The organism is Micromonospora sp. IBHARD004, assembly GCF_052814115.1.
Window position 1 is genome coordinate 2,658,779 of the sequence record NZ_CP199934.1, and the last position, 13,794, is coordinate 2,672,572.

Sequence of the window (13,794 nt, forward strand, 5' to 3'; positions counted from 1 at the left end):
GAGGGGATTCCCACGGTCACCCGTGAGGCTTCCTGTTTCATTGCCGACTGCCCCGAAGGGAGGGGATCCCATGAGGTCTTACGTCAGCTCCGCAGGCGTTTCGCCTCTCCGCCAGCCCGGCGGCGAGGATGTTTTGTGCGGCATTGACGTCCCGGTCATGCTCTGTGTGGCAGGCGGTGCAGACCCACTCCCTGACAGTCAACGGCATCGACGGGTTGATTCGGCCACACGTGGAACATGTCTTCGACGACGGAAACCACCGGTCCACAACGATCACCGCGCGCCCGTACCAGGCGGCCTTGTATTCCAGCATGCGACGCAGTTCCGACCACGCCGCGTCGGAGATCACCCGGGCCATGCGGTGGTTGCGCAGCAAGGTGCGGAGGCTGAGATCCTCGATCATTACCGCTTGGTTCTCACGAACAAGTCGAGTGCTCAGCTTGTGCAGATGATCACGCCGCCGGTCAGCGACGCGGGCATGAATCCGGCCCACCCTCGCCTGGGCCTTGGCCCGGTTGGCGGAGCCCTTTTCCTTGCGGGACAGGTTGCGCTGCGCCTTGGCCAACTTCCGTCGATCCGCCTGCTCGTGGCGCGGATTGGCAATCTTCTCCCCGGTGGACAGGGTGACCAGGCTGGTGATCCCCGCGTCCACTCCCACCGCCCGATCCAGTGCGGGCAGGGCCTGCACGGTCGGGTCCTCTACCAGGAGGGATACGAACCACCGGCCGGCTGCGTCTCGCGACACGGTGACCGTGGACGGCTCGACATCCGTGGGCAGGGGTCTGGACCACACGATGTCCAGGGGAGCGTCCATCTTGGCGAGGGTGAGATGCCCGTCGCGCCAGCGGAACGCCGAGCGGGTGTATTCGGCCGACGCCCGCGACCTGCGCTTGGACTTAAACCGCGGGTACCCGCAGCGCCTTTGCCAGAAGCCGGCGAATGCGGCCTGCAGATGCCGCAGCGTCTGCTGCAACGGCACCGCACTCACCTCGTTCAGAAACGCCAGGTCGTCGGTCCGTTTCCACTCCGTCAGCCAAGCCGAGGTCTGCGCGTAACTGCTTCGCTGCCGGTCCACCTTCCACGCTCGGGTCCGCGCCTCCAACGCGCGGTTGTAGACCAGACGCACACATCCGAACGTCCTATTCAACTGCTCAGCCTGCTGGGGAGACGGATAGAAGCGGCACTTGAACGACCGCTTCACCCCAGCCACGCCTCAGGTTCTACCAACCGGGTACGACAATCACTTGAAGGGAGGGAGCGGCGCGTCCCGCCCGCTTCGATGGCACGCCGCAACTCAGATGACTGAACGTGTAGTTCTGGCGTACTCCGGAGGGCTGGACACCTCCGTCGCCATTCCCTACCTGGCCGATCAGACCGGCGCCGAGGTGATCGCGGTCGCGGTCGACGTCGGGCAGGGCGGCGAGGACCTGAACGCCATCCGGCAGCGCGCCCTGGACTGCGGCGCCGTCGAGTCCGAGGTGGTCGACGCGCGCGACGAGTTCGCCGCCGACTACTGCCTGCCGGCGATCCGGGCCAACGCCCTCTACATGGACCGCTACCCGCTGGTCTCCGCGCTGTCCCGGCCGCTGATCGTCAAGCACCTGGTCGCCGCGGCCCGCAAGCATGGCGGCACCATCGTGTCGCACGGCTGCACCGGCAAGGGCAACGACCAGGTCCGCTTCGAGGTCGGCCTGGGCGCGCTCGCCCCCGACCTGAAGATCGTGGCCCCGGCCCGGGACTTCGCCTGGACCCGGGACAAGGCGATCGCCTTCGCCGAGGAGAAGGGGCTGCCGATCGACGTGTCGGCCAAGTCGCCGTACTCCATCGACCAGAACCTGTGGGGCCGCGCGGTGGAGACCGGCTTCCTGGAGGACATCTGGAACGGCCCCATCGAGGACCTGTACTCGTACACGTCCGACCCGGCCGAGCCGCGGGACGCCGACGAGGTCGTGATCACCTTCGACGCCGGCAACCCGGTCGCGATCGACGGCGAGACCGTCACCCCGTACCAGGCGATCCTGGAGCTGAACCGGCGCGCCGGCGCCCAGGGCGTCGGTCGGCTCGACATGGTGGAGGACCGCCTCGTCGGCATCAAGAGCCGCGAGGTGTACGAGGCTCCCGGCGCGATCGCGCTGATCACCGCGCACCAGGAGCTGGAGGCGGTCACCGTCGAGCGGGACCTGGCCCGGTTCAAGCGCGGCGTGGACCAGCGCTGGGGCGAGCTGGTCTACGACGGCCTCTGGTTCTCGCCGCTGAAGAACTCCCTCGACGCGTTCATCGCCGACGCGCAGCAGCACGTCTCGGGCGAGGTGCGGCTGACCCTGCACGGCGGTCGGGCCACCGTCACCGGCCGGCGCTCCGAGGCCAGCCTCTACGACTTCGGCATGGCCACCTACGACACCGGCGACACCTTCGACCAGTCCCTCGCGAAGGGCTTCGTGCAGCTCTGGGGCCTGCCCAGCAAGATGGCCGCCGCGCGGGACGCCCGGCTGGGTGGCTCCTGATCGTGGGGACCACAATGGGCGGGGTGGACGACAAGAGCCTGACCGAGAACAGCGCCGCCACCAACCGGACGAGCCTGTGGGGCGGCCGGTTCGCCGGCGGCCCCGCCGAGGCCCTCGCGCGGCTGTCGGTGAGCGTCCAGTTCGACTGGCGCCTCGCCCCGTACGACATCGCCGGCTCCCGGGCGCACGCCCGGGTCCTCGCCGGCGCCGGCCTGCTCGACCCCGACGAGCTGGGCCGGATCCTGGCCGCGCTGGACGACCTGGAGGCGGCCTGCGCCTCCGGGCAGTTCCGCCCGACCGTCGACGACGAGGACGTGCACACCGCCCTGGAACGCGGCCTGTTGGAGCGGCTCGGCAGCCTCGGCGGCAAGTTGCGCGCCGGCCGGTCCCGCAACGACCAGGTCGCCACCGACCTGCGGCTCTACCTGCGCGACCACGCCCGCGGGGTGGCCAGCCGGCTGGTCGAGCTGGCCGAGGCGCTGGTCGAGCAGGCCGAGCGGCACGTGGACACCGCCGCGCCCGGCATGACCCACCTCCAGCACGCCCAGCCGGTCACCTTCGGGCACTGGCTGCTCGCCCACGTGCAGCCGCTGCTGCGCGACCTGGAGCGGCTGCGCGACTGGGACCACCGGGCGGCGATCAGCCCGCTCGGCGCGGGCGCGCTCGCCGGCTCCGGCCTGCCGCTGGACCCGGTGGCCGTCTCCAAGGAGCTGGGCTTCCGCACGTCCTTCGCCAACTCGATGGACGCGGTCGCCGACCGGGACTTCGTCGCCGAGTTCCTCTTCGTCACCGCGCTGATCGGCGTGCACCTGTCCCGCCTCGGCGAGGAGGTGGTGCTCTGGACGTCGCACGAGTTCGGCTGGGTCGAGCTGGACGACGCCTTCGCCACCGGCTCGTCGATCATGCCGCAGAAGAAGAACGCGGACATCGCCGAGCTGGCCCGGGGCAAGTCCGGCCGCCTGGTCGGCGGGCTGATGAGCGTGCTCACCATGCTCAAGGGCCTGCCGATGACGTACGACCGGGACATGCAGGAGGACAAGGAGCCGGCCTTCGACGCGGTCGACACCCTGGAGCTGCTGCTGCCGGCCCTGGCCGGGATGATCTCCACCATGACGGTCCGGGTGGACCGCCTGGTAGCCGCCGCGCCGGTCGGCTTCTCCCTCGCCACCGAGGTGGCCGACTGGCTGGTCCGCAAGGGCGTGCCGTTCCGCGACGCGCACGAGATCACCGGCAAGCTGGTCGCGCTCTGCGTGGCCCGGGACTGCGCCCTCGACGAGGTCTCCGACGCCGACCTCGCGACGGTGAGCGAGCACCTCGACCCGTCGGTGCGCGACGTGCTGTCGGTCCGCTCCGCGCTCGCCGCGCGCACCACGCCCGGCTCGACCGGGCCGGGCCCGGTCGCCGACCAGCTCGCCACCGCCGCCGACAAGCTGGTCGGCTGGCGGGAGTGGGCCGCGGCGCGGGTCGTCCCCCGCTGAGGTCGTCGGGTCGGCGCGGGTGACTCCACCCGCGCCGACCCTCCTCAGCCCGCCGGGCGCTCCCGCTTCGGCAGCTTCGCCACCACCGCGTCGTACGACCCGTCGACGGCGTCGATCAGCTCCTCGTCGTCGATCCCGCCCTCCAGGCGCAGCGTGTTCCAGCCGGACCGCCCGATGTAGGCCGAGGCCTTCGCATCGTCGGGGAACCGGTGCAGCCACTCGTCGGCGACGTCCCGGTTCGGGCCGCACTTCACCCCTACCCGCGCCTCGCCGTCGGGGGAGCCGAGGAACGCGAAGATCCGGCTCCCCACCTTCACCACCTCGTCGCCCTCCCACGGGCGGTCCAGCCAGGCGCCCGGCTTGGCCAGGCAGTACGCCAGCATCTCCGCACGCGTCATCGCGTCCTCCCGTCGCCCCATTGCGGGCCCAGTCTCGCCGGTGCCTGCGACAGTCCCACCGCTCGCGCCGCGGCTCAGTCGCCGGTGCCGGTCCGGACGGTCAGCCGCTCGTAGCGCTGGCGGGCCGCCTGGGCGCTGCCCAGCCCCAGCCCGAAGGCGATCGCCTGCCAGGTCAGGCCCCGGCCGCGGGCGACTTGCAACAGCCCCGCCTCCAGGGCGTCGACCTCGGCGCGGACGTGCGGGATCAGGGTCAGCGCCGCCATCAGATCGGCCTGGTCGACCGGCTCCTCGCCGGGCTCCAGCTCGGCCCCGCCGGCCAGCGCCATCACCAGCGTCGCCGCCTCGTACGCGTCCGGCACGTCCGGGTGGGCGTACCGGCGGCGGCGGGCGTCCGTGCCGGCGTGCCGCTCGGCGATCCGCAGCAGCGCCGCGTAGTTGCGGTGCGCCCGGGCCTGGGCAGCATCCGGAGCAGTGAACGGATCGTTGTCCAGCGTGACCATGTGTTCCATCACAGCCGCTTGAACGCCCTTTTGTCAACAGCCTGTTGAAAGCAAGTCGTGCTCATCTCCGGGTCGCCGGTAGGGTCGAGCCATGACCATCGCTGACCCGTGACCAGCGCCGGGCTGGCCGACCTGCTCGCCGGCCCGGTGGTGCCGGCCGCGCGCGGACTGCTCGGCTGCCGGCTCGCCGCGGGCGGGGTCACCGTCCGGATCACCGAGGTCGAGGCGTACGCCGGGACGGCCGGCGACGCGGCCTCGTACGCCTACCGGGGACGTACCCCGCGCAACGCGGTGATGTTCGGGCCGGCGGGCCACGCCTACGTCTATTTCACCTACGGCATGAACTGTTCGTTGGACTAGCGGCGTGTTACGGGCTGGCCTGTTACGGAAACGGGTGTGGCAGGCTGCTGACCCACCACCTGGCAAGACGAGGCGGGAGCGGACGCGGCTGCAAGGCGTAGGGTCGGCGCCCGTGCGGCCCCTCGGCGGCCTTGATTTCCTTCGCGGAGCCAGCGGATGGTTGGCCGAGCGCGGCGTATACCTCGTACACGGATCAACTGGTCTCGTCGTTAGTGCCGGCTTGGTAGGTGGTTCGTCCGGCCCCGTGACTGTCGAGGATTTGCTGGGCGGCGACCGCTGTCGGCGTACGGGTCAACGTGCCCAACCGGGTACGGCCGAACGTGCACAGGTCCATAACGACGTTCAACGATTGATCCCGGAGGTCCGGTGCCCGTGCGGTCGATCCGGCCATCGGCTTCAACGACTATCGCTGTCCGAGTCGGGCCGAGATCGTGATTACTGAGGGTGACTGATTTGGCGCCCGAGTCGCCGCGCGCATCGCGGCAGATCAGCGCACGTGATCTCGGGCTCATTGCGTCCCAAGGCGTGGCGGGCCGCTCAGGTGCAAGTGATCTACTCGATGGGTGAGCAACCTGCGAGATCTCATCGTCCGCTGGCAGCGCGGCTGGGGCGTGGCTCGCGCGCTGCCCGTCGCCGAAGACGTAGGCGGCGCGTTGCGGGTCCGGTGCATGCAGCCCGGCCGCGACATCGAGTATGTCGCGCTCGATGCCGGCGAGGACCTCGCATCGCTCACCACGCTGGCTGAGCTAGTCGCTGGCGAGGACGCCGTCACGTGGCTGACCGTGCCTACCACCGACCCGGCGAGGGCGGCTTCGGCTCTGGCGGCTGCCGGCCTGATCGTGCTTAAGCACTCGGAACTGCTGATGACGGCCGATCTTCGCGGGCATCCGCAGAACATGCCCGTGGCACCGTACCGGCTCCTGACCCAGGTCGACTCGCAGGGAGGCGACAGCGTGGTCACGGCCACGGTACGGCACGAGTCGGGAGAGGTCGGTGCGCGCGGGACGATGGGACTGGCCGGTACGGATGCGGTCGCAGACCGGATCGAAACCATGCCGGCTCATCGCCGCAAGGGCCTAGCCAGCGCGGTCATGAGTGCACTAGCCCGTTCCGCGATCGAAGAAGGCGTCGAACAGGGCATTCTCATCGCCAGCGAGGACGGTCAGCGTCTGTACATGACGCTCGGCTGGCAGCCGGTGGCCGATGTACTGATCGCAACGACGCCTGGCAAAGCGTACCCGTCCTAAACGGCGCAGATAGCCGCGGCCGACCCACGCTCCTCGTCGTCGCCCAAGCGAGCGCGCAATCCAACGTCCGACGACAACGGCGCACTGATCTCGGCAGATCCGGTCGTTCAGCGACCGGTGAGCCGGCGCCCTGATCGCGGCTATGAGAGTGCACGCGAGTCAGGCGAAGTGATCGCCCTTCAGGAGGCTGTACATGTACATGTCATGGCGCTCCTCGCCCACCGCTTGCGTGGCGTGCGAGGTAGGCCAAGGCGTCTTCGCGGTCACCGGCGGTCGGCACTGTCGTGATGAGCGGGATCAGCGGATCCCCCGCGACGGACAGGACGAGGTCAACATCTGTTTCGCGGAAGGCGCGTAGACGTACCGGCTCGCGGGTGAGCACCGGCAGTTGCGGAGGCAGCATGCTGTCGATCATGTTCGCCGCTGGGCGGCCGGTCAAAGAACTTTGCGCTCATCGGCTACCGGATGTTGCTGCGAGCGCCGCTCGGTCGGCGTTTGGGCGTGGCGCGGCCACCGGTTGCGAGCGTCGCGCGGTCCGGGGGCGGCTCGTTACGGTCGGGGGGTGAGGTCGCCACCGCTGGTCGGTGTTGCGGGTGCGGTGTGGAGCCACGACCCGATCCGACGAGCGGCAGCGAAGCTTGCCCAGCCGGCCGCCGCTATGAGCGCTTCGTCTCCGGCTGGTCCGGGGCGCGCCCGTGCGTCGTTGAGGACCTGAGCGTCGACCTGGTAGGAGGCGAGCGCGGCCAGCAGCGCGAGCCGCCCGAGTGGCCGTTGTGGTGCTGGCAGCGTCTCGATGGCGCTTTCGACCCAGCCGCGAGATATGCCTGGCTCCTCGCCACGCCATGCGCTGAGCCGGGTGGCCACTAGTTGTCGCACGTGCTCTGGGAGTGCCTGCTTGCCAACCGCATCGAACGCGGCCGCGGCTCGGCCGAACGCATCGGCGATGACCGGATCGCCTCGAGCCCAGCCGAGGTCGTCGGGCAGCGGGGCAGGGGGAAGTAGGTCGAGCGACGCGCCGGGTCGTACCTCGCGAGCGAGCAGTCTCCGAAAGACCGGCACGGCGATGCGTCTGGCGATCGGCTTGATCTTCGAGTCCCCGAACGGGAACGGCGATGCGACAGCGAAGATGTTGACCATGCGGTTGATGTAGTGGTACGCGAGGGCGACGCCGATCAGCTCGGGCGCGTGCTGGTCAGGAAACGGCCGTTGTTGCAGGATGGGCGCGTCCGGCTGGCGGTTCGCGCGTGCCCAAGCAACCACCGCACGCAGGTCCGGATCCGCGATGCCGTCCGTGTCTCCGGAAACGATGGCCGCGGCCGGGGCTCGGTCTCCAAGGGCGTCGAGCATCGTCGTGTGGACGTCCACGCAGTAGGGACACGCGTTGATCGCTGATACCGCGGCGGCAACAGCTTCCTTCTTCGCGCGATCGACAAGCCGGCCGTAGGTCGGTTCACGAACGATGGCCCAGTAGGCGCAAAGGGCGTCGGGCGCCGGGAGGTGGAGCGCGAACGGCGGGACCAGCATGCCGAAGTCCCGCACGATCTGCCGGCGTACGGCGGACGTGCGCGGGTCGTGCACGGCGGGATCGACGTGGCGAACCTGGCGTCGGAACGGGAGGTCGCGGATCGACATGGTTACCTCCGCTAGATCGGGAGAAGTAGGTAGAGACAAGTTTTCCAAGCCATGCGACGACTTGTCAAACTCCACGGTAGGACTACTCGTCAACTGTTCGGTAGTATTAGGCGCATGTCTCGACGCCGATACAGACAGTTCTGCCCGCTCGCCAAGGCGCTCGACGTCCTCGGCGAGCGTTGGACCCTGCTGATCGTCCGTGAGCTCTTGAGCGGGCCGAAGCGGTACACCGACCTGCGGCAGGGACTGGAGGGACTGGCCACCGATCTACTTGCGGCGCGACTGCGCGAACTCCAGGAGGCCGGTGTGATCGATCGGCGCGAAGTGCCGCCACCGACGCCGGCGACGGTGTACGAGCTGACCGAGCGCGGCCACGCGCTCAAGCCGACGATCCTCGAGCTCGCGCGCTGGGGACGCCCGCTGCTGCGCGATCCCGCCGACGACCGCCTGCCCGACAGCGCCCTCTTGCTCGGCTTTGAGGCAGCGTTCCACCCGGATGCCGCAGTTGGCCTGGATGAGACCTACGACATCGAGGTGGACGGTGAACGAGTCACCGTTCGGGTTCACGACGGCACGGTCGATGTCACATCAGGTGGCGCCGGGGAACACGCCACGCTCAGGATCGTCACCGATCGACAGGGCTTCATGGAGCTTGCCCGGGGCCACGCAGGAGACCGCGTGCGGATCGACGGTGACGCCGACGCGTTGGTCCGGCTGCAGCGGGTCTTCTCTCTGGCGTAGACCGTGCGCTCCTCTTGCAGGGACAGGGATCGGGCAGCAATAGCCGCGGTTCGTGTTCCAGCGGGTTTCGGCGGATGGCCGAAGAGGAGCTGAGGCGGAAACGCCCGCTATTCGGCAGAGCCGGTCGTTCAGCGACCGGTGAGCCGGCGCCCTGATCGCGGCATGACAGCGTGTTGCGCACGAGGTCGCGCCTCGACCGGGGGAATACGGAGCGGCGCTTGCTGGTGAAGCTGCCGAGGGAGCGTGTCGTCGCGCTGATCGCAGCCGGGCACGGCGAACCGTTCGCATCGGCCGGGCGGGTGTTCCGGATAGGGTGGCGGTCCCCAGGCGTCGCGGACGCGCTGGCGGGGCCTGCTAATCGAGGCGCGCGATCACGCCGGGTCGACCGCCGGAGAATAGTTCCGCTCGGGATGTCCAGAACAGGGTGGCGGCTCCGACCAGGAGCCGCGCCCCGGATGAGGGCGCCGGACGGAGAGGATGCGGCATGAAGTACATGATCATGATGTTTGGTGGGCTCGGTGAGACGCTCGCGAACCGGTCGCCGGAGTGGATCAGCGGCATGCAGAAGCTCATGATGGAGATCGACGGCGAGCTGCGGGAGAACGGCGAGCTGCTGGCGAGCGACGCGCTGGTCGACCCGGCGCAGGCGACCACGGTGCGCTTCCACAACGGCGCGCCGCTGCCGACGGACGGGCCGTTCGCCGAGGTGAAGGAGTCCCTCGCGGGCTTCTGGATCGTCGATGTGAGCGAGGAGCGGGCCATCGAGATCGCGTCGCGGGCGGTCGCCTACATCGAGTTCCCGATGGAGGTCCGCCGCCTCATGGACCACCAGCCGCCCCAGTCGTGACCGAGTGAGCGACCAGTCCGTCGGGGACCTGCTGCGCGAGTTCGCGCCGCGGGTCCTCGGCACGCTGGTGCACCGGCACGGGCAGTTCGACGTGTGCGAGGACGCGGTGCAGGAGGCGTTGCTCGCGGCGGCCCAGCGCTGGCCGGCCGACGGCGTGCCGGAGCGGCCGCACGCCTGGCTGCTGACTGTAGCGACCCGGACGCTGGTCGACTTCTGGCGCCGCGACAGCGCCCGCCGGCGGCGCGAACTGGAGGCCGCCGCGCTCGAGCCGGCCGGGGTAGCGGAGACGGCGGACGTCGACGACACGCTCGTCCTGCTGTTCCTGTGCTGCCATCCCGACCTGTCACCCTCGTCGCAGCTCGCCCTGACGCTGCGCGCCGTCGGCGGTCTCACCACCGTCGAGATCGCCGCCGCGTTCCTGGTGCCAGAGGCGACGATCGCGAAGCGGATCGTCCGGGCCAAGCAGCGCATCCGCGCGTCCGGGGCCCGGTTCGAGCTGCCCGCTGCCGAGCAGTGGCGGGCGCGGCTCGACGTCGTCCTCCACGTGCTGTACCTGGTCTTCAACGAGGGCTACACCACCAGCGCCGGACCCGTCCTGCATCGCGCCGACCTGACCGCCGAGGCGATCCGGCTGACCCGGCTGCTGCACCGGCTCCTGCCCGTCGAGGGCGAGGTCGCCGGGGTCCTCGCGCTGATGTTGCTCACCGACGCCCGCCGGGCCGCCCGCACCGACGCCGCCGGCGCGATCGTGCCCCTCGCCGAGCAGCGGCGCGAACTCTGGGACGCATCCGCGATCGCCGAGGGCGTCGCGCTGGTGACCCGGACGTTGGGGACGGGGCTGGTCGGGCCGTACCAGATCCAGGCCACCGTCGCCGCGCTGCACGACGAGGCCGCGACCGCCGACGACACAGACTGGCCGCAGATCCTCGCCCTCTACGACGTCCTCGACCACGTCGCGCCCGGCCCGCTCGTCACGCTGAGCCGTGCCGTCGCCCTCGCGATGGTGCGCGGCCCCCGCGCCGGGCTGGCACTCCTCGGCACGCTTGACGGCGACGACCGGATGGCGCACACCCACCGCCTCGAGGCGGTCCGCGCCCACCTGCTCGACCAGGCCGGCGACGTGGCCGCGGCCCGCGAGAGCTACCTGCGTGCGGCGCGGATGACCGCGAGCCGTCCCGAACGCGACTACCTCACGCTGCGCGCCGCCCGCCTCGCCTGAGCGCAGCTACTGGCGCCCATGCGGTTGTTGTGGACGTCGCCGACCTTTCCGGCGTGCGCTGGCCGGTACTGGGTGGCCAGCTCCGCGCCCGGCACGCCCGGCAGCGTGGTGAGCATCGCCCCGCTGGAGCGTCTCGGCGACGGTGACGCGGGCCCGCAGGTCCAACAGCCGTTGCAACGCGTGGGCGCTGTAGCCGGCGAGCGCCACGACCGCGGCCCGCTCGCTGACCCCGAACTTGTGGGGGCGGTCCCACGCGAACCAGGCATACCAGGACGCAACGAAGCCCTGCTGAAGACCCAGCCACGCCCTCACATCGGCAAAGGCGGACGTTGCGGGAGCGGTGCTGAACGCGCGCATCGCGGCATTTCAGTGCACGTGATCTCGGCGGTGGAGGACGTGGATCGGGCGTGCTCATGTTGGCCAGCTATCGGACCGGGTCGGGTTGTCGCCTCCAAAGTGCAACTGATGGTTGCGCGACGCCGACCTTCCGGGTACCGTCATGCGCAACCAAACGTTGCGGGAGGGTGTCATGGAGTTCGGGACCATCGAGCGCGAGATCTACGTCGAGGCGTCGCCTGAGATCGTCTTCGAGGTGGTGAGCAGTCCCGACCACCTCAAGCAGTGGTGGCCGGACGACGCCCGGTACGACCCGACGCCCGGGTCGGCGGGGGAGATCGTCTTCGGCGACCGCGACGCCGGCGGCGCAGTGGTGCCGTTCACCGTCGTCGACGCGCGACCGCCGCGGACGTTGTCGTTCCGGTGGACGCACCCGGCCGACGAGGTCGCGGCGGAGGGCAACTCGCTGCTGGTCACCTTCGACCTGACCCCGTCCGGCGGCGGGACGCTGCTCAAGATGACCGAGACCGGCTTCCGCGAGATGGGCTGGGAGGTCGCCGTCCTGGAGCAGCAGTACCAGGAGCACGTCACCGGGTGGGACTTCTATCTGCCGCGGCTGGCGCCGTACGTCGCGACGCTGCAGGTGCGGCGATGAGCGCCGCGGTGGCCGAGAAGGTCGACGACGACCTCTGGTCCGCGATCGGGGACCCGACCCGGCGCCGAATGATCGACCTGCTGCTCATCGAGGGCGACGGCACCGCGACCACGCTGGGCCAGCAGCTGCCGGTCACCCGTCAGGCGGTGGCCAAGCACCTCGGCGTCCTCGACCGGGTCGGCCTGGTCCGGGCGACGCCGGCGGGTCGGGAGAAGCGGTACCGGGTGGACGACGCCCAGCTCGCCCGCGCGGTGGCCCAGCTGTCCTCGGTCGGCTCGGCGTGGGATGCCCGGCTGCAGCGGATCAAGCGGATCGCCGAGGCGATCCAGCGCACCCAACAGGACTGACAACAGGACTGACGAGATCAAGGAGAGTCGAGATGGTGGACATTCTGCACAGGGTCGGGGTCAAGACCCCGACGCCGGAGAAGGTGTACGACGCGCTGACGACGGTCGAGGGCCTCGCCGGCTGGTGGACCGACGACACGAAGGGCAGTGGCGACGTCGGCGGCGTCCTCGAGTTCCGGTTCCCGGTCGGTGGCTTCGACATGGAGGTCGTCGAGCTACGGCCGTCCGACCGGGTGGCGTGGCGGGTGGTCGACGGCCCCGAGGAGTGGATCGGGACCACGATCGACTGGGACCTCCGCCAGGACGGCGACTACACGATCGTGCTGTTCAAGCACCAGGGCTGGAAGGAGCCGGTGGAGTTCATGCACCACTGCAGCACCAAGTGGGGCTCGTTCCTGATGAGCCTGAAGTCGCTGGTGGAGACCGGCGAGGGCGCGCCGGCGCCGCGGGACGTGCAGATCAGCGACTGGCACTGAGCCGGCGGGAGGTCAGCCCTGTCCGGCGTCGCCCGAGGTTCCGGCAGCACCGTTGGTTCCGGAGCCGTTCCCAGCGTCGCCGGCACCGCCGTCCTGGCTGACTGGGAGTCGGCGCTTTGGCTGCACTGCTGGCCGGCACGCAACCCTTGCTTCGGTACGACCCCGTCGCGCCCGCCGCGCCGGGGTCGTCGGCGTGGTCACGGTCGGCCTCGTCGCCGGCGGCATCGGGCCTGCCGCCGTCAACGAGTTGCCCCGCCCGGCTCAGCGAATCGTCTCGACCGTGGTCAACGGCCTGAACCCGTACAGGGCACGGCGCTGTGGCCATAGTCCACAGTTACTTACAGTGACTCGGCACTGTGCGGCCTCGCAGCCGAGAACCCCGACCGTGACGGACGCACGTAGCCGACACGCCCGGCGGCAGATCCGGATGTCGGGTAACAGCCTCGGCGATTCGTCATTCATCGACCGTGATCTGGTCGTTGGGTCCGACCTCGGCGACGTCGAGCCCGTTGGTTCGAAGGAGGTCGTCCAGGAGTTGGCGCGACCCGCCGATGTAGGTCGCATCGGAGTCCACTTCGTTTGCGACCACCCACGCCCTGTCCTCAGGCCACCACAGGCTCGGCCCCCGGTTGTCGCCCGCGAAGGCCATCAGATCGTCGTCGAGGCTTCCGGTGAACAGGAGAAATTCGCGATGCGGCAGATGGAACATCGGTGCTCGCCGCCTCCAGGCCCCCGCCGCCGGCCAGCCGTCCCAGAGGGCAAACCAGCACGTGTCCGGCGTCTGGGTATGCCTGGCCAGCACGTTGCGGAGCAGCGGCAACGGCAGGTCCTCTTGGGAGACGACCCGCGAGAAGGCGTCGTACGTCGCCGGCACAACGTCGCGGACCCGCCCCTCAAAGCCCGTCACCTCCTGGATCAACCAGTCGGCCGGACTCAGGTCGGTCAGGGGTCCAACGTCCTCGGGGCCCACACCGCGAGCGTATCGGCGTAGGCGCGGTTCGGATGTGAAGAGGCGCTCGCCGCACTCGCGCGGATCGCGGCAGACATCCCATGT

The 13,794-nt window shown here is 70.0% G+C and carries 15 protein-coding genes and 1 pseudogene; 10 read left to right on the forward strand and 6 right to left on the reverse strand.

Features of this window, described 5'->3' with window-relative positions; translation table 11 throughout:
• Positions 1–37: 37 nt before the first annotated feature.
• Positions 38–1,210: an RNA-guided endonuclease InsQ/TnpB family protein gene (locus ACTWO6_RS12915; protein ID WP_446219861.1), complete on the reverse strand. Its 1,173-nt coding sequence runs from the start codon at positions 1,208–1,210 to the stop codon at positions 38–40.
• Between the two features lie 88 nt (positions 1,211–1,298).
• Here ACTWO6_RS12915 and ACTWO6_RS12920 point away from each other — a divergent pair, with 88 nt between their 5' ends.
• Positions 1,299–2,504, forward strand: a complete 1,206-nt coding sequence (locus ACTWO6_RS12920) for an argininosuccinate synthase (protein WP_446219862.1) — start codon at positions 1,299–1,301, stop codon at positions 2,502–2,504.
• 14 nt (positions 2,505–2,518) lie between these two features.
• Positions 2,519–3,982 (forward strand): argininosuccinate lyase, encoded by a 1,464-nt coding sequence (argH, locus tag ACTWO6_RS12925; protein WP_446220644.1) that lies wholly within the window; start codon positions 2,519–2,521, stop codon positions 3,980–3,982.
• A 44-nt stretch (positions 3,983–4,026) separates the two neighbouring features.
• On the opposite strand, the gene ACTWO6_RS12930 is transcribed toward argH, so the two are convergent.
• Together ACTWO6_RS12930 and ACTWO6_RS12935 are read right to left on the reverse strand one after the other, a co-directional pair.
• The gene (locus ACTWO6_RS12930) at positions 4,027–4,380 is read right to left on the reverse strand and encodes an MmcQ/YjbR family DNA-binding protein (protein ID WP_446219863.1); all 354 of its coding nucleotides are present in this window, start codon (positions 4,378–4,380) and stop codon (positions 4,027–4,029) included.
• 74 nt (positions 4,381–4,454) lie between these two features.
• Positions 4,455–4,889: a DNA-binding protein gene (locus ACTWO6_RS12935; RefSeq protein WP_236647405.1), complete on the reverse strand. Its 435-nt coding sequence runs from the start codon at positions 4,887–4,889 to the stop codon at positions 4,455–4,457.
• A gap of 99 nt (positions 4,890–4,988) precedes the next feature.
• On the opposite strand from ACTWO6_RS12935, the pseudogene ACTWO6_RS12940 reads away from it, so the two are divergent.
• Both ACTWO6_RS12940 and ACTWO6_RS12945 read left to right on the forward strand, forming a co-directional pair.
• Positions 4,989–5,237, forward strand: a pseudogene (locus tag ACTWO6_RS12940) (DNA-3-methyladenine glycosylase); the annotation flags it as partial.
• 566 nt (positions 5,238–5,803) lie between these two features.
• Positions 5,804–6,487, forward strand: a complete 684-nt coding sequence (locus ACTWO6_RS12945) for a GNAT family N-acetyltransferase (protein WP_446219864.1) — start codon at positions 5,804–5,806, stop codon at positions 6,485–6,487.
• Positions 6,488–6,689: 202 nt separating this feature from the next.
• On the opposite strand, the gene ACTWO6_RS12950 is transcribed toward ACTWO6_RS12945, so the two are convergent.
• Positions 6,690–6,902, reverse strand: coding sequence for a hypothetical protein (locus ACTWO6_RS12950; RefSeq protein WP_446219865.1), 213 nt, complete (start codon positions 6,900–6,902; stop codon positions 6,690–6,692).
• Between the two features lie 134 nt (positions 6,903–7,036).
• The gene (locus ACTWO6_RS12955; protein ID WP_446219866.1) at positions 7,037–8,119 is read right to left on the reverse strand and encodes a carboxymuconolactone decarboxylase family protein; all 1,083 of its coding nucleotides are present in this window, start codon (positions 8,117–8,119) and stop codon (positions 7,037–7,039) included.
• A gap of 114 nt (positions 8,120–8,233) precedes the next feature.
• Between ACTWO6_RS12955 and ACTWO6_RS12960 the strand changes: the two genes are divergently transcribed.
• From ACTWO6_RS12960 to ACTWO6_RS12985, 6 genes are all read left to right on the forward strand, one after another.
• Positions 8,234–8,860: a winged helix-turn-helix transcriptional regulator gene (locus ACTWO6_RS12960; RefSeq protein WP_446219867.1), complete on the forward strand. Its 627-nt coding sequence runs from the start codon at positions 8,234–8,236 to the stop codon at positions 8,858–8,860.
• A 484-nt stretch (positions 8,861–9,344) separates the two neighbouring features.
• The gene (locus ACTWO6_RS12965; RefSeq protein WP_446219868.1) at positions 9,345–9,707 is read left to right on the forward strand and encodes a YciI family protein; all 363 of its coding nucleotides are present in this window, start codon (positions 9,345–9,347) and stop codon (positions 9,705–9,707) included.
• 4 nt (positions 9,708–9,711) lie between these two features.
• On the forward strand, positions 9,712–10,926 hold the full coding sequence (locus ACTWO6_RS12970) for an RNA polymerase sigma factor (RefSeq protein WP_446219869.1): 1,215 nt from the start codon (positions 9,712–9,714) through the stop codon (positions 10,924–10,926).
• A gap of 529 nt (positions 10,927–11,455) precedes the next feature.
• The gene (locus tag ACTWO6_RS12975; RefSeq protein WP_446219870.1) at positions 11,456–11,917 is read left to right on the forward strand and encodes an SRPBCC family protein; all 462 of its coding nucleotides are present in this window, start codon (positions 11,456–11,458) and stop codon (positions 11,915–11,917) included.
• A complete protein-coding gene (locus ACTWO6_RS12980; protein WP_446219871.1) occupies positions 11,914–12,264 on the forward strand; it encodes an ArsR/SmtB family transcription factor in 351 nt (116 codons plus the stop codon). The genes ACTWO6_RS12975 and ACTWO6_RS12980 overlap by 4 nt, the downstream gene beginning before the upstream one ends.
• A 32-nt stretch (positions 12,265–12,296) precedes the next feature.
• Positions 12,297–12,740 (forward strand): SRPBCC family protein, encoded by a 444-nt coding sequence (locus ACTWO6_RS12985; RefSeq protein WP_446219872.1) that lies wholly within the window; start codon positions 12,297–12,299, stop codon positions 12,738–12,740.
• A gap of 454 nt (positions 12,741–13,194) precedes the next feature.
• Here ACTWO6_RS12985 and ACTWO6_RS12990 read toward each other — a convergent pair whose 3' ends face one another.
• Positions 13,195–13,710: a hypothetical protein gene (locus tag ACTWO6_RS12990; protein ID WP_446219873.1), complete on the reverse strand. Its 516-nt coding sequence runs from the start codon at positions 13,708–13,710 to the stop codon at positions 13,195–13,197.
• Positions 13,711–13,794 lie beyond the last annotated feature (84 nt).

Bases quoted from the DNA above. Each gene is read 5' to 3' on its own strand.
- ACTWO6_RS12920 (WP_446219862.1), top strand. From the start codon at position 1,299: ATGACTGAACGTGTAGTTCTGGCGTACTCCGGAGGGCTGGACACCTCC.
- argH (WP_446220644.1), top strand. From the start codon at position 2,519: ATGGGCGGGGTGGACGACAAGAGCCTGACCGAGAACAGCGCCGCCACC.
- ACTWO6_RS12930 (WP_446219863.1), bottom strand. From the start codon at position 4,380: ATGACGCGTGCGGAGATGCTGGCGTACTGCCTGGCCAAGCCGGGCGCC.
- ACTWO6_RS12935 (WP_236647405.1), bottom strand. From the start codon at position 4,889: ATGGAACACATGGTCACGCTGGACAACGATCCGTTCACTGCTCCGGAT.
- ACTWO6_RS12950 (WP_446219865.1), bottom strand. From the start codon at position 6,902: ATGATCGACAGCATGCTGCCTCCGCAACTGCCGGTGCTCACCCGCGAG.
- ACTWO6_RS12955 (WP_446219866.1), bottom strand. From the start codon at position 8,119: ATGTCGATCCGCGACCTCCCGTTCCGACGCCAGGTTCGCCACGTCGAT.
- ACTWO6_RS12960 (WP_446219867.1), top strand. From the start codon at position 8,234: ATGTCTCGACGCCGATACAGACAGTTCTGCCCGCTCGCCAAGGCGCTC.
- ACTWO6_RS12965 (WP_446219868.1), top strand. From the start codon at position 9,345: ATGAAGTACATGATCATGATGTTTGGTGGGCTCGGTGAGACGCTCGCG.
- ACTWO6_RS12975 (WP_446219870.1), top strand. From the start codon at position 11,456: ATGGAGTTCGGGACCATCGAGCGCGAGATCTACGTCGAGGCGTCGCCT.
- ACTWO6_RS12980 (WP_446219871.1), top strand. From the start codon at position 11,914: ATGAGCGCCGCGGTGGCCGAGAAGGTCGACGACGACCTCTGGTCCGCG.
- ACTWO6_RS12985 (WP_446219872.1), top strand. From the start codon at position 12,297: ATGGTGGACATTCTGCACAGGGTCGGGGTCAAGACCCCGACGCCGGAG.